The sequence below is a fragment of the Kitasatospora hibisci genome, from assembly GCF_043950205.1.
Classification (GTDB): domain Bacteria; phylum Actinomycetota; class Actinomycetes; order Streptomycetales; family Streptomycetaceae; genus Kitasatospora; species Kitasatospora hibisci.
The window spans coordinates 4,666,240-4,686,254 of the sequence record NZ_CP171642.1 but is presented as its reverse complement, the minus strand read 5'-3'; the positions used below and the strand labels follow the sequence as shown (position 1 = coordinate 4,686,254).

The window sequence follows — 20,015 nt, the reverse complement described above, 5'->3', positions numbered from 1 at the left end:
CCCGCTCGGACCGTACGGCCCCGGGCCGGGCCTCAACCGGACCCGGGCCCGGGCAGGCCCGCACCGGCAGGCCCGCCCGGGCCCCCGCCCACCGCCGTGCATCAGGTCGACACCGGCACTCCCGGCCGCGAGCCGCGCGTGCCGCCGCTGGAGAGCTCGGACAGCGGACCGCTGCCCAGCACCCCGCCCAGCAGCCCCGAACCCGAGCCGGAGCCAGAGCCCGAACCGCCCCCGGAGCCGCTGCTCTGGCTCGGCTTCGGCGCCGTCCCCGCCCCGCCCGCCGGCGTACTGCGCTGTGCGGTCGACGAGCCCGCGGCCGGTGCGGCGGCCGAGGGCGCCGCGGCCGGGGCCGAGCCTGCGGCGCTCTCCGGCTTCGTCGAGCGCGCCCTTCCGCTCGGGCTCGCCGACGCGGCCTTCGGCGGCGTCGACGGCGCCGCGGACGGCGAGGCCGGGGCGGACGCGCTCGGTGTGGACGAGGCCGGCCGCGAGGGTGCGTGCGAGGGCGAGGTGGACGGGCCCTGCCCGCCGGGGGCGACCGACGGACCGCCGCTCGGCCAGACCGGCGTGCCGTAGTCGGTGGCCGGCCTGGCCGGCGCGGGGTGCGGCCGGCTGCCGGTCCGGACCGCCGCGCCCAGCATCGAGCCGAGCAACAGGGTCAGGCCGACCACCACCGCGGTGACCACCGCGCCGCGGCGCAGCACCCGCCGCCGCAGGGCCGCCGGGGCCCCGGAGCCGTACCGGCGCCAGGCCTCCAGGTTGAGCCGTCCGTCCAGGGAGGCGAACGGTGCCCCGGCGATCAGCAGCGGGCTCCACGCCGCCAGGAAGATCAGGTCGGGGGTGTCGTAGACCGGCACCGCCCGCCAGCTGACGGTGAACAGCAGCGCGGCGGAGAGCAGCATCGCCACCCCGGCCGCGACCCGCTGCCAGAGGCCGAGGACGGTCAGCACGCCGACCACGATCTCGGTGAACGACACCACCAGGCCCGCGCCCACCGGGTGCGCCATGGCGAAGGCCAGCAGCGGCTCGGCGGCCTTCCAGGGGTGCAGCGAGGCGAGCCAGCGCATCATCGAACCGCGCTCGCCGCCGTCGAAGTACACCGGGTCGCAGAGCTTGCTGAACCCGGCGTAGACCGAGAGCGAGCCGAGCACGGCGCGCAGCGGCAGCAGCACCAGGCCCAGGTCGACCCGGCGGCCCGGGTACCAGGCCTGCTTCCCCTCCGCGGAGGCCGCGGAGACCTCGGGCAGCTCGCCGCTGGGCGTCCAGCCCTGCGGTGCACCGACGGGGCCGACACCGGCCTCGGTGGCCGTCCCGGCGCCTTCGCGGGGCTGCCTCGGGACGGTCCGGGCACCCGCGTACGAGGGGATCACCCGGGTGTCCTCGTCGGCCGAGGAGCCGCCGCGCCCGCCGACCCCCGCCGGGGCGGGCACGCCGGTGAGCCGGACGGCCTCCAACAGCCGGGTGGCCGCCAGGTCCCCGGGGGGCGCCTGGCCGGTCCAGGTGACGGCGGTGACCCGGCCCTTGCGGCGCGGTGCGCCCGCGCCGCCCACCCCGGCGAACGCGGGGACGGCCGCGGCGGGCACGACGACCTGCGGGGTGACCAGCGGACGGCGGATCAGGCCCTGCGAGGCGTACGGGTCGCCGAACGCGGCGCCGGTGGAAAGCAGTCCGGCCGGGGCCTCGATCAGCGGCGCCACCGGGGCGCCGAGCCGGAGCCGGAAGCTCGCCTGGGTGCTGCTGAGGCGCGCGGGGTCGGACGGCACCTTGACGGTGTTGAGGCCGGGGCCCGCGTCTATCCCGGTGCTGCCGCCGCCCAGGAGGGGGCGCCGAGGTGTTCTGGTGTCCACACCCGTCTAACCGGGTGACACCCGGTTAGGACACTCTCCCGGGTGGATGTCCGACACCTACTTGAAGTGATCATGAATAAAGCGATCGAGCCCGGTCGAGCCCGATCGCTTTCACCCGAATTGCGGACGGAGCGCGGCCAAAACGAAAGACCGGCTGCGCCGCGCCCGGCCGATGTGCCTGTGGGGTCAGCCCACCCTGGAGCGCAGCCGCGCGGCCTCGTACAGCACCACGCCCGCGGCGACACCGGCGTTCAGCGACTCGGTGAGACCGGACATCGGGATCCGCACCCGCAGGTCGCAGGTCTCCGAGACCAGCCGGGACAGGCCCTTGCCCTCACTGCCCGCGACGATGACCACCGGACCGGTCAGCGCCTCCAGGTCGCCGATCTCGGCCTCGCCGTCGGCGGCCAGGCCGACCACCATCAGGCCGGCCTTCTGGTAGGCCTCCAGCGTCCGGGTCAGGTTGGTGGCCCGGGCGACGGGCAGCCGCGCCGCGGCACCGGAGGAGGTCTTCCAGGCACCGGCGGTCATGCCGGCCGCCCGGCGCTCGGGGATGACCACGCCGTGCGCGCCGAAGGCGGCGGCGGAGCGGACCACGGCGCCCAGGTTGCGCGAGTCGGTGACCCCGTCCAGCGCCACGATCAGCGCGTCCTGGCCCGCGTCGGCCGCCTCCTCCAGCAGGTCCTCGGGGTGCGCGTACTCGTACGGCGGGACCTGCAGCACCAGGCCCTGGTGGTTCATGCCGCCGGTCATCTGGTCCAGCTGCGGGCGCGGGGCCTCCATCAGCGGGATGCCGCGGTCGTTGGCGGCCTGGAAGGCGTCGCGGACCCGGTCGTCGGTGTCGATGAACTGCTGGACGTACAGCGCGTTGGCCGGCACGTCGCCCTGCAGGGCCTCGACCACCGAGTTGCGGCCGAACACCAGCTCGGCGGCGCCGGCGCCGCCGCGGCCGCCCCGGCCGCCGCCACCGGCCCGGCGCATGCCGGCCCGGGCCTTGGCGTCCCGCTCGCGCTTGATCGCGGCGTTGGCGGCCCGCTGCTTCGGGTGGCCCTTGCGCGCCTCACCGGGCGGGGTCGGGCCCTTGCCCTGGAGCGCCTTCCGGCTGTGCCCGCCGGTACCGACAGACGCGCCCTTCTTCGATCCGGGGTTGCGGCGGTTCCTGCGCTGGCTGTTGCCGGCCATGGCTGTACTTCCTGTCTGTCTGTCCGGCATGGCCGGCCGCCCGGTGGGACCCGGGACCGCCGACGGCATGCGCTCCGTCATGCGGGAGGGCCGCACCGGTCCGGTACGGCCCACCCTCACCCCTTCGTACGCTGAGCGCCGAGGGGGTTACTGGCTGTTGATCGTCCAGCGCGGGCCGGACGGGGTGTCCTCGATGGCCAGCCCGGCCTCGCCGAGCTGGTCGCGGATCGCGTCCGCGGTGGCGAAGTCCTTGCGGGACCGGGCGGCCTGCCGCTGCTCCAGGACCATCCGGACCAGCGCGTCGACCACACCGTGCAGGCCCTCGCCGCGCGCCGTCCCGGCCCAGTGCGGGTCGAGCGGGTCCAGACCCAGTACTCCGAGCATCGCACGGACCTCGGCCAGACGCGCCACCGCGTTCTCCTTGTCGTCCGCGGTCAGGGCGCTGTTGCCCTGGCGGACGGCGGTGTGCACGATGGCCAGGGCCTGCGGCACACCCAGGTCGTCGTCCATCGCCTCGGCGAAGGCCGGCGGCACCTCGGCGGCAGCCTCGACCGGGCCGCAGAGCTCGACCACGCGCTGGACGAAACCCTCGATCCGGCCGAAGCCGACCTCGGCCTCGCGCAGCGACTCCTCGCTGTACTCGATGGTCGAGCGGTAGTGCGGGGCGGCCAGGTAGTACCGGAGCACCAGCGGACGCCAGCGCTCGACCATCTCGGAGACCAGCACCGAGTTGCCGAGCGACTTGCTCATCTTCTCGCCGCTCATGGTGACCCAGGCGTTGTGCACCCAGAAGTTGGCGAAGTCGTCGCCGTACGCCTTCGACTGGGCGATCTCGTTCTCGTGGTGCGGGAAGATCAGGTCGATCCCGCCGCCGTGGATGTCGAAGGCCCGGCCGAGGTACTTGTGCGCCATCGCCGAGCACTCCAGGTGCCAGCCCGGACGGCCGGCGCCCCAGGGGGTGTTCCAGCTGGGCTCGCCCGGCTTGGCCGCCTTCCACATGGCGAAGTCGCGCGGGTCGCGCTTGCCGGTCTCGCCCTCGCCCTCGGGCTGACGCAGGTTCTCCAGCTTCTGGTTGGAGAGTTCGAGGTACTCGGGGTAGGACTTCACGTCGAAGTAGACGTTGCCGTCGGCCGCGTAGGCGTGCCCCTTGGCGATGAGCGCCTGCATCATCTCGATCATCTCGGGGACGTGCCCGGTGGCCCGCGGCTCTACGGTCGGCGGCAGGCAGCCCAGCGCCGTGTAGCCGTCGTTGAAGGCCCGCTCGTTGGCGTACGCGATCTGCCACCAGGGCGTGCCGAGCTCGCGCTCCTTGGCGATCACCTTGTCGTCGATGTCGGTGACGTTCCGGACGAAGGTCACCCGGTAACCGCGGTGGGCGAACCACCGCTGCATGATGTCGAAGTTGAGCCCGGACCGGATGTGCCCGATGTGTGGCGCCGACTGGACGGTAGCGCCGCACAGGTAGATCGAGACACAACCCGGTACAAGCGGGACGAAGTCGCGTACCTGGCGGGTGCTGGTGTCGTACAGGCGAATGCTCACAGCGTCAAGCGTAGTGGGCGGCAGGGGGTGCCCCGCGACATTCCGGAATGTCAATACCGCCGCAGCCCGGTTTTCTGTTCCGCGCCCCGGCCGGCGCGGCCCCTCGCGCGGGCGGGCGGGGGCCCCGGCTCAGAGGTTGCCGACCACCTTGCGCGGGGTGAGCCGCACCACCACCCGCACGTCCTCGGGGCCGTCGAAGCGGTAGATCTCCTCGCCGCGGTACTTGTGCGCCAGCTCGTCGATCAGCTCCTTGCCGCCTTCCCGGGTGAAGGTGACCGAGCCGCGCACCTCCGTGTAGGTGTACGGGCTGTCCGGCGGGTTGACCACCAGGGAGATCCGCGGGTCCCGGACCATGTTGAGGTGCTTGCGGCGGCCCTCCACGGTGGAGAAGAGGACGTCCTCGCCGTCCCGCTTCACCCAGACCACGGAGGACTGCGGGCTGCCGTCGGGCTGGATCGTCGAGACCACGGCGAAGCTCTTGCCGTCGATCAGGGCCTTGGCCCGGTCGGAGAGGTGTTCGGCCATCGGGGACCTCTTCTCGTCAAGCGGCGGAGACGGGCGGGCCCGCCGAGCGGGCCCGCACCGAACGGTAGCGACTCCCGCTCCGACACGCCGTTCTGAACACCCGTCAACACCCGTGAATTCCCGGACCGGACCACCGCGGCCCCCGCGGGCCGCCGGGTCAGCGCCGCTCGTACACCAGGGCGGTGGCGATCGCCGCCAGTCCCTCGGCCCGGCCGGTGAGGCCGAGGCCGTCGGTGGTGGTGCCGGAGACCGACACCGGCGCGCCGACCGCCGCCGAGAGCGCGGCCTGTGCCTCGTCCCGGCGCTTGCCGATCTTCGGCCGCACGCCGATCACCTGGACCGAGACGTTGCCGATCTCGAAGCCGGCCTCGCGGACCAGCCGGGCCGCCTCCTTGAGCAGGGTGACGCCGGAGGCACCGGACCACTCGGGCCGGTCGGTGCCGAAGTGCGCCCCGAGGTCGCCGATCCCGGCGGCCGAGAACAACGCGTCGCAGGAGGCGTGCGCGGCCACGTCGGCGTCCGAGTGCCCGGCCAGGCCGTACTCGGCGCCCGGCCACTCCAGCCCGGCCACCCAGAGCGGGCGGCCGGCCTCGAAGGCGTGCACGTCGGTGCCGATGCCCACCCGGGGCAGGATCGGATCAGTAGCCATCGGAGGCCCTCCTTCGGGCGAGCACGGCCTCGGCGAGCACGAGGTCCAGCGGACGGGTCACCTTGAACGCCTCCTCGTGGCCGGGTACCACCACGACCCGGCCGCCGAAGCGCTCCACCAGGCCGGCGTCGTCGGTGACCGGCGGCAGGCCGCCGGCGGCCTCCTCGGTCAGCGCCTTCTCGTGCACCTCGGCCAGGGTCTCCCGGCGGAAGCCCTGCGGCGTCTGGACGGCCCGCAGGGTGGACCGGTCGGGTGTGTCCAGCACCGGCTCGGGGCCGCCCCGGTTCGGCTCGACCCGCTTGACGGTGTCGGCCAGCGGCACGGCCGGCACCACCGCCTCGGCCCCGGCCCGGACGGCGGCCGCGACCGCGTCCACCACCTCGACCGGAACGAGCGGGCGGGCCGCGTCGTGCACCAGGACGATCTCCACGTCGGGCGGGATGGCGGCCAGGCCGAGCCGGACCGACTCCTGACGGGTCGCCCCGCCGGCCACCACGCGGACGTCCTTGCCGTCCAGGCCGTGGCTGTCGAGCAGCCCGACCACCTCGGACACGCCGTCGGCCGGCGCGGCCACCACGACCAGGCCGACCGCACGGCTGCGGGCGAGCGCGCGGACGGCGTGCACCAGGAGCGGCACGCCGCCCAGTTCCCGCAGGGCCTTGGGGGCGCCGGGCCCCAGCCGCTCGCCGCGTCCGGCGGCGGGCACCACTGCTGCTGCGACTGCTGCTGTGGCGTTCAGGTTTCACTCCTTCGGCGAAGTGGGTATGGCCATGGCGTGTACGACGGGCGCGGGCCTCTTCCGTGAGCACCACCGGCCTCCCGCCCACAGAACACGCAGCACGGAACGCGCGGAAACGGTCATGCGGCCAGCGCCGGCCGGCTCGGGTGAGGGGGCGTCGTCCGGACACGCCTCAGCGCCCGAAGTGCCACTGCACCACTCGCGGACGTACGGTCCGGTGAGCGGCGCGCCGGCATCGGGCGCTGTGTGCGGTGGGCGGAAGCCCGCCTGCCCTACGAGGCCAGCACCTCGTCGAGCAGCGTCTCCGCCTTGTCCTCGTTGGTGTTCTCGGCCAGCGCGAGCTCGCTGACCAGGATCTGGCGCGCCTTGGCGAGCATGCGCTTCTCGCCGGCCGACAGACCGCGCTCGCGCTCGCGACGCCAGAGATCGCGCACAACCTCGGCGACCTTGATAACGTCACCCGAGGCGAGCTTTTCGAGGTTCGCCTTGTAGCGACGGGACCAGTTGGTCGGCTCTTCGGTGTACGGTGCGCGCAGCACCTCGAAGACCCGGTCCAGACCCTCCTGGCCGACTACATCGCGCACGCCGACGAACTCCGCGTTCTCGGCGGGCACGCGGAGCGTCAGGTCTCCCTGCTGCACCTTGAGCACCAGGTAGGTCTTGTCCACACCTTTGATCTGGCGAATTTCGATGGCCTCGATCAGCGCGGCCCCGTGATGGGGGTAGACCACCGTGTCGCCAACCTTGAACGTCATGTGACAGGACCCCTTCCGTGGCTTTCCAGAATAACACGCCCCACGGCGCACCCGAAGGGCGTTTTCGCAGGTCAGGGCAGGTCTCGGGGCTTGACAAGGACCCCCATGACGTGCTGCGACCGGTGTTCGAGGCGGGCTTCCCGCAGGTCGGAGGCGGTTCCGGCACTCGCCGAAACCTGCGGCAACGCTCCCGAAACCGTGATTTGATCTTGGGATTTCACCGTTTATCGGGCCGTTTCCCGATCGTGATCCGATCTTGGTCTCTCTTGATCTGAACACGCCGACGTGCGGCCGTACGGGCGCCAGGCCACGACCCGGCGGGCGACACGGGGACCACCCCGTGAGGAGCGCATAAGCAGGGTCGATAATCTGAGACCTGACCAACCGACACGTGACCTAGGAGAAGCCGCCGCCGTGAGCCGCAGCCTTCGAGTCGGCAGCATCGCCGCCATCGCCGCCCTCGCCATCGCCTCGCTGTCGGCCTGCTCGGCCGGCAACACCGCGGAGACCCTGGAGATCAAGCCCGACAACGCCTCGGCGACGATCGGCACCGACCTCCGCATGAACAACATCGTCGTCGTCACGGGTGACGAGAGCTCCGGCGAGCACACCGGCCCCGCCAACGTGACGGTGAACATCAGCAACACCGGCGCGCTGCCCGCCGAGCTGCAGTCCCTCACCGTGGGCAACGCCAACGCCGCGTTCGTCGACGACAAGGGCGCCCCGCTGACCGGCATCGTGATCCCGGCCAACGGGGCGGTGGCGATCGGCGGCGCCGGCAACCCGTCCGCCCAGATCCCCTCGGCCGCCGTGAGCGTCGGCGGCTTCGTGACGACCACGTTCACGTTCAAGAACGGCCAGTCGGTGCAGGCCGAGGCCTCGGTCAGCCCGAGCCGGGGCCTCTACGAGGGATTCGGCCCGAGCGCCAGCCCGGCGGCCGTGCCCACCAAGGCCGCCTCGCCGGCCGCCGCCGGCACCGCGACCGCCCCCGCCGCCGGTGCGACCGCCACCGGTACCGCGACCGCCCCCGCCACCGGTGCGGCCACCCCCGCGGGTGCCGCGACCGCGACCGGCTCCGCCACCCCGGCCGCCGGGACCCACTGACCCCCGGTCCCAGCCGACCCCGGTCCCGAGCGGCCGCGGCGGCCCGGGCGACACCGCGCCCGCGGCGAGAACGACGACGAAGGCCCCTGGAAACCGCCAGCGGCGGTTTCCAGGGGCCTTCGTCGGGGCCGTGGGTCGGGCCCCGCCAGCGGGGCCCGACCCACGACTCGGCCCACGGACCCGACCCGGCCTACGGCTCGAACTTGTAGCCGAGGCCGCGGACCGTCACCAGGTAGCGCGGCGCGCCCGGGTCCGGCTCGATCTTCGCCCGCAGACGCTTCACGTGGACGTCCAGGGTCTTGGTGTCGCCGACGTAGTCCGCGCCCCAGACCCGGTCGATCAGCTGCATCCGGGTGAGCACCCGACCCGCGTTGCGGAGCAGCATCTCCAGCAGGTCGAACTCCTTGAGCGGCAGGTCGACCTTGGCGCCGTCCACCGTCACCACGTGCCGGTCGACGTCCATCCGGACCGGGCCGGCCTCCAGGGCTCCCGGGCCGCCGCCTTCACCGGGGCCCTCGGCCTCGCCGCGGCGCCGCAACACCGCGCGGATCCGGGCGACCAGCTCACGGGTGGAGTAGGGCTTGGTGACGTAGTCGTCGGCACCTATCTCCAGACCGACCACCTTGTCGATCTCGCTGTCCTTGGCGGTGACCATGATCACCGGCACGTTGGAGCGCACCCGGAGCTGGCGGCAGACCTCGGTGCCGGGCAGTCCCGGCAGCATCAGGTCGAGCAGGACGAGGTCGGCGCCGTTCCGCTCGAACTGCTCCAGGGCGTCGGGGCCGGTGGCGGCGATGGCCACCTCGAAGCCCTCCTTGCGGAGCATGTACGAGAGGGCGTCACTGAACGACTCCTCGTCCTCGACCACCAGTACACGGGTCACGATCAGGCCTCCGGGGCAAGCTGGGGGGTTGTCTCTGACAGGGGTTCCGCGGCGTCCCCGGCCGGGGGCGTGAGATCCGCGGGTGCCTGCCCGGCGGGCAGGCGGAGGGTGAAGGTGGAGCCCTGGCCCTCGACGCTCCACACCGACACGGTGCCGCCGTGCGAGGCGGCCACGTGCTTGACGATGGAGAGGCCGAGGCCGGTGCCGCCGGTCTGCCGGGAGCGGGCCGGGTCGACGCGGTAGAAGCGTTCGAAGACCCGCTCGCGGTCCTTCTCGGAGATGCCTATGCCCTGGTCGGTCACCGAGATCTCGATCAGCTCGCCGTCCGCCTCGCCGAGGGCGGCGGCGCTGGAGATCCGGCGGGTGGCGATCGCGACCCGGGTGCGCGGCGGGCTGTAGTTCACGGCGTTCTCGACCAGGTTGCCGAGGGCCGCGGCCAGCTGGCCGCGATTGCCGTGCAGGTAGAGGCCGGCGATGCCGCCGGCCGAGATCAGGATCTGCTTCGCCGCGGCCTGCTGGCGGCAGCGGTCGATGGCCTCGGCGATCAGCTCGTCCACCGCGACCGGCTCCGGGTCGGTCATCAGGCGGTCGTCCTGGACCCGGGAGAGGTCGATGATCTCCTGGACCAGGCTGGCCAGCCTGGTCGCCTCGATCTGCATCCGGCCGGCGAAGCGCTGGACGGCCTCCGGGTCGTCGGCCGCGTCCGCGACCGCCTCGGAGAGCAGCGAGAGCGCGCCGACCGGGGTCTTGAGCTCGTGGCTGACGTTGGCCACGAAGTCGCGGCGGACCGCCTCGACCCGACGGCGCTCGGTCTGGTCCTCGACCAGGACCAGGACCAACCGCGAGCCCAGCGGGGCGACCCGGACCGACACCGCGAGCGGCTCGGCGGCGCGGGCCGCGCCCGGGCGGGGCAGCTCCAGCTCGACCTGGCGGATCTCGCCGTCCCGCCGGGTGGAGCGGGCCAGTGCGAGCAGCTGGTCGACGGCCACCGCGCCGCCGCGGACCAGGCCCATCGCGTAGGCGGCGGAGCTGGCCTTGACCACCTCGTCGCCCTCACCGAGCACGACCGCGCAGGAGCGCAGCACCGAGAGCACGGTGTCGACTCCCGGGGGCAGCGGGGGCTCCTGGGCGGTGCCGCCCAGAGTCTGCTGCCGGTTCCTGCCGCTGGTGCTGCCGTACCTGCCCCTGGCCTGTTCGCGCTCGCTCCAACGGAAGGCGATGGAGGCCGTGAGGCCGACGCCGAGCCCGGCTATGGCGCAGGCAGCGGCGGCGGCCACGTTCACGTCCATACCGAAAGCCTAAGCGCACAGCACAGGCGCTCCCCAAGGGTCGGATCAAGGCATCGGCCTCGCGTTGCCGAGAATTCACCTCCACGTGGCTACCGATTCACCGGACCGGCCGTGCGTGGTCGCCCGGACGGCCGAGAGTTGGCCACGCAGCCCGTGTGGGAGTGGGCAGCGGGTCGAACAGAGGTCCGCCGCCCGGGTGCGCGCGTAGCATTCGCGCCACCAGCAGCGGTCGCCCGTACGCCGTACCCGCGGTCGTACCGGCTGACCGGTCGGCACCGCCACCGACACAGCTTCTGAGGAGAGAGCATGCGCGACGCGTACCACGAGGAACTCGACTCGATCGGCGACAGCCTGGTCGAGATGGCCCGGCTGGCAGGCTCGGCGCTGGGCCGGGCCACCACCGCACTCCTCGACGCTGACCTGGCGCTGGCGGAGAGCGTGATCGCCTCCGACGAGAAGATCAACGAGCTGCACCACGAGCTGGAGAACCGGGCGATCGACCTGCTCGCCCGCCAGCAGCCGGTCGCCACCGATCTGCGCATCGTCGTCACCTCGCTGCGGATGAGCGCCGACCTGGAGCGCTGCGGCGACCTCGCCCGGCACGTGGCCAAGGTCGCGCGGCTGCGCTACCCCGAGTCCGCGGTGCCGCGCGACCTGCACGCGACCCTCCTGGAGATGGGCCAGCTCGCCCAGCGCCTGGTGGCCAAGGCCGCCCTGGTGATCGCCACCAAGGACGTCGACAAGGCGCTGGAGCTGGAGCAGGACGACGACGCGATCGACGCGCTGCACCGGGAGCTCTTCTCCCACCTGATCGACGAGCGGTGGCACCACGGCATCGAGACCGCCGTGGACGTCACGCTGGTCGGCCGCTACTACGAGCGCTTCGCCGACCACGCGGTCTCGGTCGCCAAGCGCGTGGTGTACCTGGTGACCGGCGAGCACGTCGCAGAGTTCGTGGCCGCCGCCGAGGCGGCCGAGTCCGTCCGCGACTGACCGCGTACGGCCGCGGGGCGGGCGCCGTACACGGCGGCCGCCCCGCGGCCCCGTTCTCGGGGATCGGCGCCGGGGATCGGCGCCGGGTTCGTGCCTGGGCCCGGTCCCGTGCCGGGCTCCCGCGCGGAGGTGCTCACCCCGAGGGGTGAGTAAACCTCACACCGGGGTGGCGGGGGAGCACGCCGACCCCGAGACCCCACCACTGCGCGCCTGTTGACGCTCCCTCCGATCGGCGGCTTCACTCGATGGCGTGGGCACCGACGTGTGCCCGTCACAAGGGAGGGTCCAGCGCGATGAAGGCAAACCCGACTCGACCGGCACCGGCCACCGACACCGTCGAGCCGACCGCCCCGAAGCTGCTGCCCGTCCTCGCCGCCGGCTGCGGCTGCGGTCCGGGCTGTGGCTGCGGCTGCCAGTCCGGCGCACCGTGCCAGTGCGGCGGCGCCGACGGCGGCTGCTGCGGGCACTGAGGCCGCCCGGAACCCGACGGATCCCCGGGGTGCACGGCCGCCGTGTGAGACGGTCGTGCGCCCCGGTGTGCCCGCAGACCACCGGACCGGCGCCACTCGGCACCGGACACCTTCAGAGCGGGGGTCCGCTCAGAACCGGACGTCGGTGCAGGAGTAGAAGGCGTTGCCGGTGTCCGCGATCTCCCAGACAGCGACGACCACCTGGTGCCCGGTCCGGCCGCCGGGGACGGTCGCCGTGTGGCTGAGCGTGCTCGGGACCTGGGTGCCGTTGTAGGGGACGGTCAGGAACGGCGTGAGCTCCAGGTTGGCCCGGGTGACCTTCTGGGTGGCGTCGTAGCCGGGCTTGGTGAGGTAGTACTTGAAGTTCGTGGTCGCGTGCCGGGCGGTGAACCTCCAAGTGAAGGTCAACCGCTGGCCGGCCGACACCTTGGTGGTGGGCCAGCCGCCGCCGCGCGGGTCGTCCAGCTCGGCGAACCGGCCGTTGCCGCCGGCGCAGATGGCGCCGTCGGCCGGCCCTCTGCCCGGGAAGCCCTTCGGCCCCTCGACGCTCTGCGGCTCCCACCGGATCTCACCGCACTTGGCGACCGTGCCGGCGGCGCAGAGCGCGGCCCGGCTGGGCGGGGTCGAGATGTAACCGTGGGACTGGGCCGGCAGGGCAAGCGTGAGCGGGACGGCGACCGCCGCCACCACTGCTCCGAAGACATGACGTGTGCGCATGGTGCTCCTCCGTGGGGGTGGGTGGAGAGTGCGCCGGGCACAGACGCGCGCGCGTGGGGGTGCGGCGGCCGGTTCGATCCGAGGGGAGATCGTTGGCATGCCTGCGCCGGGTCGGTGCTCACACGGTAGGAGCCGGCACCGCTGGCCGTCAATGGTCTGAACCACTCTTGCGAGCGCGAACGGTGTTGCGACACAACGGAGTTGAAGGACGAGGGCCCCACTCCCCGCCAGCGGGGAGTGGGGCCGTTCCGGCAGGCGGGCTACGTCCCGCCCTGGGGCGGCCTGCCGATTGCGCGGGGCCGCTCAAAGGGCGCCGACCTCGGGCCGGGGCGTCGACCGTGCCATCGCCGTCCGCCCTTGGCCGACCCCGGACGGCCCGCGGGCGGCCCGAACTAGGCGTACGCCGATGCCCGACGCGGCAGCACCCCGCCGGATGCGGGCGGCGGCCCGATCCGGGCCGGGGCGGCGCGTTCGCCGGTCGGCAGGTCGACGGCCTTCGCGTACTTCGCCGCGTCGACGGACCCGGGTCCGTGGATGGTGAGTTCGAAGTCCTGGTGCGCCTTGGCGTCCGGCGCGAACGGCAGGCGGATCCGCCCGTCCGCGACCAGACGGCGTACCTCGGCACGGCTCAGCCCGAGACCGAGTTGGAGCAGCCGCTCCACCCGGACCGGCGCGGGCAGCTCGAAGCCCACCGATATCGAGAGCGGGCTCGGATCGTCGAGCGCGTACAGCGGCATGCGGGTCTCCAGCTCCCAGGTGCCGGCCCAGTCGAGCCGGTACCGGTTCTTCGCCGCGAGCGACGCGCTCATCACCAACTCCCGCACCGCAGTGGGGTCGTTGATCTCGTACGCCACCAGCCGGGCCGGCTCCAGCGTCGAGACGTGGGCACGCTCGTGGACGGGCACCTTCGACGTGCGATCGCACGACGCACAGCTCAGCAGAAGCCAGACGTCGAGCAGCTTGCCGTTCGCGTTGACACGGATCTTCCCCGAGGCGCGGTGCCGCATGCCGGGGCAGTCCGGGCAGGGCCGGACGACGGTGGGCAGGGCGGACTGACGCACGGCCCACAGGGCCTTGCGGTCGGTATTCATGTGTGGTGGTTGCTTTCAGGACTCAGCAGGAGGGCAGGCCGAAATCGCTCGGCGGCTCCCGCTCTCTGACGGATGCTCACGAGGGGCGCAACCGATCACCCCGGGGCCGGGTCGTCAGGCTCCGAGGTCGATCGCGCGACAGGTACGTACTACGTGGCAGTCATCAAAAGTCCATGCGGGCGATCATGATCGAGGCGGAAGCCCGCGGCAACCGAATTTCGGAGGAGCGGGCGTCGGTCGGCTGCCGTCGGGGACGCAGCGGAGGCAGGCGCGGGCTACCGGCCGCGGCAGGTCGAGTCCTCGGTTCGGCCGTGGATGCGCTGGACTTCGCGGCGGGCACGGTGCACGTCACCCACCGACTCAAGCTCGGCCCCGGCAAGCCCGGTCTTCGCCCCGCCGAAGGGCGGGACGCCTCGGTGCGCCCCCTCCCCCGGCCGGTGGCCGACGCACCGGGTGCACGCCCGCCTGGTGCCGGACAGCGGCACCGGGCCCGGAAGACGGTCGAGGGGCTCTTCAGGACCCGTGATCACGAAGGCTGACGGCCCACAGACGGCCCGAGAATGAAAACGGCCCCTCACCGGCGCCGAACGCGCAGGTGAGGAGCCGTTTCGGCAAGCGGGTTACTTCTTGCCCTGGTTCTTGACCGCCTCGATGGCCGCCGCGGCGGCCTCCGGGTCGAGGTAGCGGCCGCCCTGGGCGACCGGCTTGAAGTCGGCGTCCAGCTCGTAGAGCAGCGGGATACCGGTCGGGATGTTGAGGCCGGCGATGGCCTCGTCGGAGATGCCGTCGAGGTGCTTGACCAGCGCACGCAGGCTGTTGCCGTGGGCGGTGACCAGGACGGTCCGGCCGGCGGCGAGGTCCGGGACGATGGCGTCGTACCAGTACGGGAGCATCCGCTCGACGACGTCCTTCAGGCACTCGGTGCGCGGGCGCAGCTCGCTCGGGATGTCCGCGTAGCGGGCGTCGCCGGCCTGCGAGTACTCGGCGTCGTCGGCCAGCACCGGCGGCGGGGTGTCGTAGGAACGGCGCCAGAGCTGGAACTGCTCCTCGCCGAACTCGGCCAGGGTCTGGGCCTTGTCCTTGCCCTGCAGAGCACCGTAGTGCCGCTCGTTCAGACGCCAGCTGCGGCTGACCGGGATCCAGTGGCGGTCGGCCTTGTCCAGGGCGATCTGCGAGGTGCGGATGGCGCGGCGCAGCAGCGACGTGTGCACGACGTCGGGGAACAGGCCCTCGGCGGCGAGGAGCTCACCGCCGCGGGCGGCCTCCTTCTCGCCCTTCTCGTTGAGGTCGACGTCGACCCAACCGGTGAACAGGTTCTTCTGGTTCCACTGGCTCTCGCCGTGGCGGAGCAGGATGAGTCGGTACGTCGTGTCAGCCATGGCCCCCAGCTTAGTGGAGCCCCGAAAACGGCTGGTGGGCCCCCACCTGGCTGTGTAATCTACGCATCGCCGCTGCACCACTTACTCACCGCTGGACGGACGCGGCCCGCCGTCCAGCGGACACCTGCTGCCCAGGGAGCCCCCACATGCCCGTGCTGCCCGTCCCCGCCGGTGCCCGGAGAGCAGTGGTCGAGGCCGTGAGCGGGCTGCCGCGCCAGTTCTGGTGGCTCTGGACGTCGACGCTCATCAACCGCCTGGGCGGGTTCGTCGTCACCTTCCTCGCGCTCTACCTGACCGCCGACCGCGGGTACTCGGCCTCGTACGCGGGCCTTGTCGCCTCACTGTTCGGCCTCGGCTCGGCGATCGCATCGGTCGGCGCCGGCGTGCTGACCGACCGGATCGGGCGGCGGCCGACGCTGGTCACGGCCCAGCTGGGCACGGCGCTGTTCACCGCGGTGCTCGGCTTCGCCGACGGCCCGGTGGCGATCGCCGTGGTGGCCTTCCTGGTCGGCCTCTGCAACAACGCGACCCGACCGGCCACCTCGGCGATCATCGCGGACATCGTGCCCGCGGCGGACCGGGTCCGCGCCTACTCGCTGAACTACTGGGCGATCAACATCGGGTTCGGGCTCTCAGCGGCCGTCGCCGGCCTGATCGCCACCCGGGGCTACCTCACGCTCTTCCTGCTGGACGCGCTCTCCACGCTCGTCTGCGCCGTGGTGATCTTCGTCCGGATCCCCGAGACCAGGCCGGACGCCCCGGCCGCCCGGGCCGGGGAGCCTTCGACCGGCCTCGGCACGGTGTTCGCCGACGCCCGATTCATGGCGGTGGTGGGGCTCAACCTGCTGCTCGCCCTCGTCGCCCAGCAGGGCAGCACCACGCTCGCCGTGGACATGGGCCGGGCAGGGATCAGCTCCACCGAGTACGGCCTGGTGATCGGCCTCAACGGTCTGCTGATCGTGGTGCTGCAGATCCCGCTCACCCGGTGGATGGAGGGCCGCAGCAGGACGGCGCTGCTGATCGCCAGCGCGCTGTTCATCGGATGGGGCTTCGGGCTGACCGCGCTTGCCGGTTCCTCGGCGTGGTTCTTCGCCTTCACCGTCGCGGTGTGGACGATCGGCGAGATCCTCAACGCGCCGACCATGATGGGCCTGGTCGCCGAGCTGTCACCGACCCACGCCCGCGGCCGCTACCAGGGCGTCTACTCGCTCTCGTGGTCGCTCGCCTCGTTCCTCGGCCCGGCCGTCGGCGGGGTCCTGCTGGAGCGGGCCGGCGGGGCGGTGATGTGGGGCGCGTGCGGGGTCTGCGGCACCGTGGCGGCGGCCGGGTACGCGCTGCTCGGCCGACGGCCCGGCCCGGCGACGGAAGCTGCCGGGGCGGAGGCGGAGCCCGGTGCGGCGGCCGGAGCAGCGGAGCCGGCGGACGCCGGGCCGGGGCCCGCCCCTGCCCGGTCCTGACCGGGCACCGCCCCTGCCCGGACCCGGCGCACCGCTACTCGGCGGCCGGAGCCGCGGCCGCCTCGCCGGGCGCGGCCAGGTGGGAGAAGGCGGACAGGTTGCGGGTGGACTCGCCGCGCTTGGTCCGCCACTCCCACTCACGGCGGATGGCGGACGCGAAGCCCAGCTCCAGCAGGGTGTTGAACGGCTCGTCGGCGTTGTCCAGCACCGTCCCGAGCAGCCGGTCGACGGCGTCCGGGGTGAGCGCCTCCAGCGGCAGCCGGCCGGCCAGGTAGACGTCACCGAGCCTGTCGATGGCGTAGGCGACACCGTACAGGCGGGTGTTGCGCTCCAGCAGCCAGCGGTAGACCGCCTCGTGGTTCTCGTCGGGCCGGCGGATCACGAAGGCGTTCACCGACAGGGTGTGGTCGCCGACCCGCAGGGCGCAGGTGGTGCTCAGCTTGCGGGTGCCCGGGAGGGTCGCCACCAGCGTGTACGGGTCGGCGGTGGCCGGCTCCCAGGCCACCCCGGCGTCGTCCAGGGCGGTGCGCAGGAGGGGCAGGGCCTCGTCCTTGGTGCGGATTGCCATGGGGGTGACGTTACTCGGCGGTACCGGTGGCGCGCAGCAGCGGACCCGGACCGACCGCGGGCGCGCCCGCCCGGCACCGGAAGCCGGGCACCGGCGCGGTCCGCGACCGGCCCCCGGTGCGGGTCAGACCAGGCGGCGCAGGGGGCCGGTGCGCAGGCCGGCCGGGCGGGCGAGGCTTCCCGCGTACACCTCGGCGGTGGTCGCCGCGGCGGTGTCCCAGCCGAAGGCCGCCGCGTGCCGGGCGGCCGCCGCGCCCCGCTCGGCGACCAGGCCCGGATCGGTGACGTACGGCTCCAGCGCGAGGGACCAGGCCACCGGGTCGTGGCCGTGGACCAGCGTGCCGGTCGCGCCGTCCCGGACCGCGACCGGCAGCCCGCCGACCGCGGCCGCCACCACCGGGGTGCCGCAGGCCTGCGCCTCCAGCGCGACCAGTCCGAAGGACTCGCTGTACGAGGGCATCACCAGCGCCGTCGCCGCGCGGTACCAGTCGGCCAGGCGGGCCTGGCCCACCGGCGGGTGGAACCGGACCACGTCGCAGATGCCCAGCTGGGCGGCCAGCTTGTGCAGGCTCTCCGGCTTCGCCAGGCCGGTGCCGGACGGGCCGCCGACCACCGGTACCACCAGCCGCTCGCGCAGCTCGGGCCGGCGCTCCAGCAGCACCGCGACGGCGCGCAGCAGCACGTCCGGCGCCTTCAGCGGCTGGATCCGGCCGGCGAAGAGCAGCACCGCGGCGTCCGCCGGCAGGCCGAGCGCCGCCCGGGCCGCGGCGCGCGCTGCGGGGGCGGCCGGGCGGAAGACGTCCAGGTTGACGCCCGGGTGGACGACGGCCAGCTGGTCCGGCCGGGCCGCGTAGTGGCGGGCCAGCTCGGCGGCCTCCTCGGTGGTGTTGGCGATCAGCCGGTCGGCGGCCTCGACCACCTGCGTCTCGCCGATCACCCGGGCGGCCGGCTCGGGGGTGTCGCCCTCGGCCAGCGCGGCGTTCTTGACCTTCGCCATGGTGTGCATGGTGTGCACCAGCGGCACGCCCCAGCGCTGGGCGGCCAGCCAGCCGACCTGGCCGGACAGCCAGTAGTGCGAGTGCACCAGGTCGTAGTGGCCGGGACGGTGGCCGGCCTCGGTGCGGAGCACGCCGTGGGTGAAGGCGCAGAGCTGGGCCGGGAGGTCCTCCTTGACCAGACCCTCGTAGGGGCCGGCCGTCACGTGGCGGACCAGTACGCCGGGGGCCAGCTCGACGGCGGGCGCGTCGTCCGAGCAGATCGCGCGGGTGAAGATCTCGACCTCGATGTCGAGCGCGGCGAGGCGCTTGGCCAGCTCGACGATGTAGACGTTCATGCCGCCGGCGTCACCGGTGCCGGGCTGGTGCAGCGGGGAGGTGTGGACGCTGAGCATGGCTATCCGGCGCGGCCTGCGCTGGCGGCCCCCCACCAGCGACTGGATCCGGCCGCGCACGGGCGCGGCCGGCTGGGCACGGCGTACCGAACGGACGGGGTGCTGGATCACCTGGCTGAAGCCTCCTCTGTGCTGCCCGTCTGGGCAGCGCTGCCCACTGCCCTGCTGCCTGCTGTCCTGCTGCGCTGCCTGCTGTCCGGTGTGACGCTGCCGCCCACGCCGCATCGCCGCACCGCGGTGTCCGCACGTCCCGTCCGGGCGCACATCACCACCAGTGTGCCAACCACGCGGTCATCGACCGGCATTCCCGCCCGGGGCGATGAGATCGCCCCGGGCGATGAGATGGGCGACGGCGGCGGTCGGCCGCGCCCCGGGGTCGGCCGGGCGGCCGCGGGACCGGGCGGGCGGGCGGGCCGGAACGGCCGCCCGGGTGGTCCGCGCGGCCGCGTACGCTTCTGGGCATGGCCGCGACCTTCGACTCCTCGACCGCGCAGGCCCGCGGGCGGGCGGGCCGACCGGTGGGCACCGTGACCCGCGGCACCACCAACACCAACCGGCTGCGCCGGATGGACCGCTGGATCGCCCACGCGCTCGGCCCGGTGCTGCGCTCGGCCGACCGGCCGCCGGTGGCCGTCGACCTCGGTTACGGCGCCGCGCCCTGGACGGCGGTCGAGCTGGCCGGGCGGCTGAGGTCGGTGCGGGCGGACGTCCGGGTGGTGGGGATCGAGATCGAGCCGGAGCGGGTCGCCGCCGCGGCGCCGTACGCCGATCCGCCGCTGCTCTCGTTCCGGCGCGGCGGCTTCGAGGTCCCGCTGGACGGCGGCGCACCCGCCCAGCTGATCCGCGCAGCCAATGTGCTGCGGCAGTACGAGGAGGCCGCCGTGGCGGGGGTCTGGGAGCGGCTCTGCGACCGGCTGGCGCCGGACGGCCTGCTGGTCGAGGGGACCTGCGACGAGATCGGGCGCCGGCACGTCTGGGTCGCGCTCGGCCCGGAGGGCCCGCGGACGGTCACCTTCGCGGCCCGCCTCGGCGGTCTCGGGCATCCCTCCGACCTGGCCGAACGCCTGCCGAAGGCGCTGATCCACCACAACGTGCCGGGCCGGCCGGTGCACGCCTTCCTCGCCGACTTCGACCGGGCCTGGGCCGCGGCCGCCCCCTACGGGGCGTTCGGCGCCCGGCAGCGCTGGGTCGCGGCCTGCACCGCGCTGGCGGGCTCCTGGCCGCTGGTGGACGCACGCGGCCGGTGGCGGCAGGGCGAGGTCACCGTTCCCTGGGCGGCGCTCGCACCGTAGGACCGAGCGGCGGGCGCGCCGCTCCGTCGGGCGGGGATCCCGTCCGGCGACCCCGGCCGGCCGGCCCGCCCGTCCCGTCCTCGCCTTCGCAGGCCAGGTGAGCGATCCCGGGGATTCACTCGAACGAGTTATCGAATATCTCTGGCG

19 protein-coding genes are annotated in these 20,015 nt (G+C 73.7%); 5 read left to right on the top strand and 14 right to left on the bottom strand.

Annotated features, from left to right (window positions below):
- Positions 1 to 101 precede the first annotated feature (101 nt).
- The 7 genes from ACF9IK_RS20380 to ACF9IK_RS20350 form a co-directional block, all read right to left on the bottom strand.
- On the bottom strand, positions 102 to 1,844 hold the full coding sequence (locus tag ACF9IK_RS20380) for a DoxX family protein (protein WP_395295611.1): 1,743 nt from the start codon (positions 1,842 to 1,844) through the stop codon (positions 102 to 104).
- Positions 1,845 to 2,030: 186 nt separating this feature from the next.
- Entirely contained in the window at positions 2,031 to 3,026 is a 996-nt protein-coding gene (gene rlmB, locus ACF9IK_RS20375) for a 23S rRNA (guanosine(2251)-2'-O)-methyltransferase RlmB (protein WP_395295610.1), read from the bottom strand.
- A gap of 147 nt (positions 3,027 to 3,173) precedes the next feature.
- Positions 3,174 to 4,568 (bottom strand): cysteine--tRNA ligase, encoded by a 1,395-nt coding sequence (cysS, locus tag ACF9IK_RS20370; protein ID WP_395295609.1) that lies wholly within the window; start codon positions 4,566 to 4,568, stop codon positions 3,174 to 3,176.
- Positions 4,569 to 4,697: 129 nt separating this feature from the next.
- Complete coding sequence (locus tag ACF9IK_RS20365; protein WP_395295608.1) at positions 4,698 to 5,093, bottom strand: PPOX class F420-dependent oxidoreductase; 396 nt, start codon at positions 5,091 to 5,093, stop codon at positions 4,698 to 4,700.
- Positions 5,094 to 5,250: 157 nt separating this feature from the next.
- Positions 5,251 to 5,742 carry a 2-C-methyl-D-erythritol 2,4-cyclodiphosphate synthase gene (ispF, locus tag ACF9IK_RS20360; RefSeq protein ID WP_395295607.1) on the bottom strand — a complete coding sequence of 164 codons (492 nt, stop codon included), beginning with the start codon at positions 5,740 to 5,742 and terminating at the stop codon, positions 5,251 to 5,253.
- Positions 5,732 to 6,481 carry a 2-C-methyl-D-erythritol 4-phosphate cytidylyltransferase gene (gene ispD / locus ACF9IK_RS20355; protein WP_395298625.1) on the bottom strand — a complete coding sequence of 250 codons (750 nt, stop codon included), beginning with the start codon at positions 6,479 to 6,481 and terminating at the stop codon, positions 5,732 to 5,734. The genes ispF and ispD overlap by 11 nt, the downstream gene beginning before the upstream one ends.
- Before the next feature lie 272 nt (positions 6,482 to 6,753).
- A complete protein-coding gene (locus ACF9IK_RS20350) occupies positions 6,754 to 7,236 on the bottom strand; it encodes a CarD family transcriptional regulator (protein WP_030244332.1) in 483 nt (160 codons plus the stop codon).
- A gap of 414 nt (positions 7,237 to 7,650) precedes the next feature.
- Between ACF9IK_RS20350 and ACF9IK_RS20345 the strand changes: the two genes are divergently transcribed.
- Positions 7,651 to 8,340 carry a DUF461 domain-containing protein gene (locus tag ACF9IK_RS20345; RefSeq protein WP_395295606.1) on the top strand — a complete coding sequence of 230 codons (690 nt, stop codon included), beginning with the start codon at positions 7,651 to 7,653 and terminating at the stop codon, positions 8,338 to 8,340.
- A gap of 190 nt (positions 8,341 to 8,530) precedes the next feature.
- Here the strand turns inward: ACF9IK_RS20345 and ACF9IK_RS20340 are convergent, their stop codons facing one another.
- Together ACF9IK_RS20340 and ACF9IK_RS20335 are read right to left on the bottom strand one after the other, a co-directional pair.
- The gene (locus tag ACF9IK_RS20340; protein ID WP_395295605.1) at positions 8,531 to 9,223 is read right to left on the bottom strand and encodes a response regulator; all 693 of its coding nucleotides are present in this window, start codon (positions 9,221 to 9,223) and stop codon (positions 8,531 to 8,533) included.
- 2 nt (positions 9,224 to 9,225) lie between these two features.
- Positions 9,226 to 10,512, bottom strand: coding sequence for a sensor histidine kinase (locus ACF9IK_RS20335; RefSeq protein WP_395295604.1), 1,287 nt, complete (start codon positions 10,510 to 10,512; stop codon positions 9,226 to 9,228).
- A gap of 306 nt (positions 10,513 to 10,818) precedes the next feature.
- Between ACF9IK_RS20335 and phoU the strand changes: the two genes are divergently transcribed.
- Together phoU and ACF9IK_RS20325 are read left to right on the top strand one after the other, a co-directional pair.
- A complete protein-coding gene (phoU, locus tag ACF9IK_RS20330; protein WP_395295603.1) occupies positions 10,819 to 11,505 on the top strand; it encodes a phosphate signaling complex protein PhoU in 687 nt (228 codons plus the stop codon).
- 293 nt (positions 11,506 to 11,798) lie between these two features.
- Entirely contained in the window at positions 11,799 to 11,975 is a 177-nt protein-coding gene (locus ACF9IK_RS20325; RefSeq protein ID WP_238863610.1) for a hypothetical protein, read from the top strand.
- 129 nt (positions 11,976 to 12,104) lie between these two features.
- Here ACF9IK_RS20325 and ACF9IK_RS20320 read toward each other — a convergent pair whose 3' ends face one another.
- From ACF9IK_RS20320 to ACF9IK_RS20310, 3 genes are all read right to left on the bottom strand, one after another.
- Positions 12,105 to 12,692 (bottom strand): lytic polysaccharide monooxygenase, encoded by a 588-nt coding sequence (locus tag ACF9IK_RS20320; protein WP_395295602.1) that lies wholly within the window; start codon positions 12,690 to 12,692, stop codon positions 12,105 to 12,107.
- Between the two features lie 392 nt (positions 12,693 to 13,084).
- Positions 13,085 to 13,783 (bottom strand): DUF1062 domain-containing protein, encoded by a 699-nt coding sequence (locus ACF9IK_RS20315; protein WP_395295601.1) that lies wholly within the window; start codon positions 13,781 to 13,783, stop codon positions 13,085 to 13,087.
- A 620-nt stretch (positions 13,784 to 14,403) separates the two neighbouring features.
- Positions 14,404 to 15,162, bottom strand: coding sequence for a phosphoglyceromutase (locus ACF9IK_RS20310; protein WP_395295600.1), 759 nt, complete (start codon positions 15,160 to 15,162; stop codon positions 14,404 to 14,406).
- Between the two features lie 146 nt (positions 15,163 to 15,308).
- Here ACF9IK_RS20310 and ACF9IK_RS20305 point away from each other — a divergent pair, with 146 nt between their 5' ends.
- Positions 15,309 to 16,619, top strand: a complete 1,311-nt coding sequence (locus ACF9IK_RS20305) for an MDR family MFS transporter (protein ID WP_395295599.1) — start codon at positions 15,309 to 15,311, stop codon at positions 16,617 to 16,619.
- Positions 16,620 to 16,653: 34 nt separating this feature from the next.
- Here ACF9IK_RS20305 and ACF9IK_RS20300 read toward each other — a convergent pair whose 3' ends face one another.
- Both ACF9IK_RS20300 and mshA read right to left on the bottom strand, forming a co-directional pair.
- Positions 16,654 to 17,187, bottom strand: coding sequence for a YbjN domain-containing protein (locus tag ACF9IK_RS20300; RefSeq protein ID WP_395295598.1), 534 nt, complete (start codon positions 17,185 to 17,187; stop codon positions 16,654 to 16,656).
- A 123-nt stretch (positions 17,188 to 17,310) separates the two neighbouring features.
- Positions 17,311 to 18,636 (bottom strand): D-inositol-3-phosphate glycosyltransferase, encoded by a 1,326-nt coding sequence (mshA, locus tag ACF9IK_RS20295; protein WP_395298624.1) that lies wholly within the window; start codon positions 18,634 to 18,636, stop codon positions 17,311 to 17,313.
- 401 nt (positions 18,637 to 19,037) lie between these two features.
- Between mshA and ACF9IK_RS20290 the strand changes: the two genes are divergently transcribed.
- The gene (locus ACF9IK_RS20290; protein WP_395295597.1) at positions 19,038 to 19,868 is read left to right on the top strand and encodes a class I SAM-dependent methyltransferase; all 831 of its coding nucleotides are present in this window, start codon (positions 19,038 to 19,040) and stop codon (positions 19,866 to 19,868) included.
- Positions 19,869 to 20,015: the final 147 nt, after the last annotated feature.

What these genes read in the sequence shown, in the direction of transcription:
- ACF9IK_RS20320 (WP_395295602.1), bottom strand. Translation starts at nt 12,692, where the DNA reads ATGCGCACACGTCATGTCTTCGGAGCAGTGGTGGCGGCGGTCGCCGTC.
- rlmB (WP_395295610.1), bottom strand. Translation starts at nt 3,026, where the DNA reads ATGGCCGGCAACAGCCAGCGCAGGAACCGCCGCAACCCCGGATCGAAG.
- ACF9IK_RS20365 (WP_395295608.1), bottom strand. Translation starts at nt 5,093, where the DNA reads ATGGCCGAACACCTCTCCGACCGGGCCAAGGCCCTGATCGACGGCAAG.
- ACF9IK_RS20300 (WP_395295598.1), bottom strand. Translation starts at nt 17,187, where the DNA reads ATGGCAATCCGCACCAAGGACGAGGCCCTGCCCCTCCTGCGCACCGCC.
- ACF9IK_RS20305 (WP_395295599.1), top strand. Translation starts at nt 15,309, where the DNA reads ATGCCCGTGCTGCCCGTCCCCGCCGGTGCCCGGAGAGCAGTGGTCGAG.
- ispF (WP_395295607.1), bottom strand. Translation starts at nt 5,742, where the DNA reads ATGGCTACTGATCCGATCCTGCCCCGGGTGGGCATCGGCACCGACGTG.
- ACF9IK_RS20325 (WP_238863610.1), top strand. Translation starts at nt 11,799, where the DNA reads ATGAAGGCAAACCCGACTCGACCGGCACCGGCCACCGACACCGTCGAG.
- phoU (WP_395295603.1), top strand. Translation starts at nt 10,819, where the DNA reads ATGCGCGACGCGTACCACGAGGAACTCGACTCGATCGGCGACAGCCTG.
- ACF9IK_RS20335 (WP_395295604.1), bottom strand. Translation starts at nt 10,512, where the DNA reads ATGGACGTGAACGTGGCCGCCGCCGCTGCCTGCGCCATAGCCGGGCTC.
- ACF9IK_RS20350 (WP_030244332.1), bottom strand. Translation starts at nt 7,236, where the DNA reads ATGACGTTCAAGGTTGGCGACACGGTGGTCTACCCCCATCACGGGGCC.
- ACF9IK_RS20315 (WP_395295601.1), bottom strand. Translation starts at nt 13,783, where the DNA reads ATGAATACCGACCGCAAGGCCCTGTGGGCCGTGCGTCAGTCCGCCCTG.
- ACF9IK_RS20290 (WP_395295597.1), top strand. Translation starts at nt 19,038, where the DNA reads ATGGCCGCGACCTTCGACTCCTCGACCGCGCAGGCCCGCGGGCGGGCG.
- ACF9IK_RS20310 (WP_395295600.1), bottom strand. Translation starts at nt 15,162, where the DNA reads ATGGCTGACACGACGTACCGACTCATCCTGCTCCGCCACGGCGAGAGC.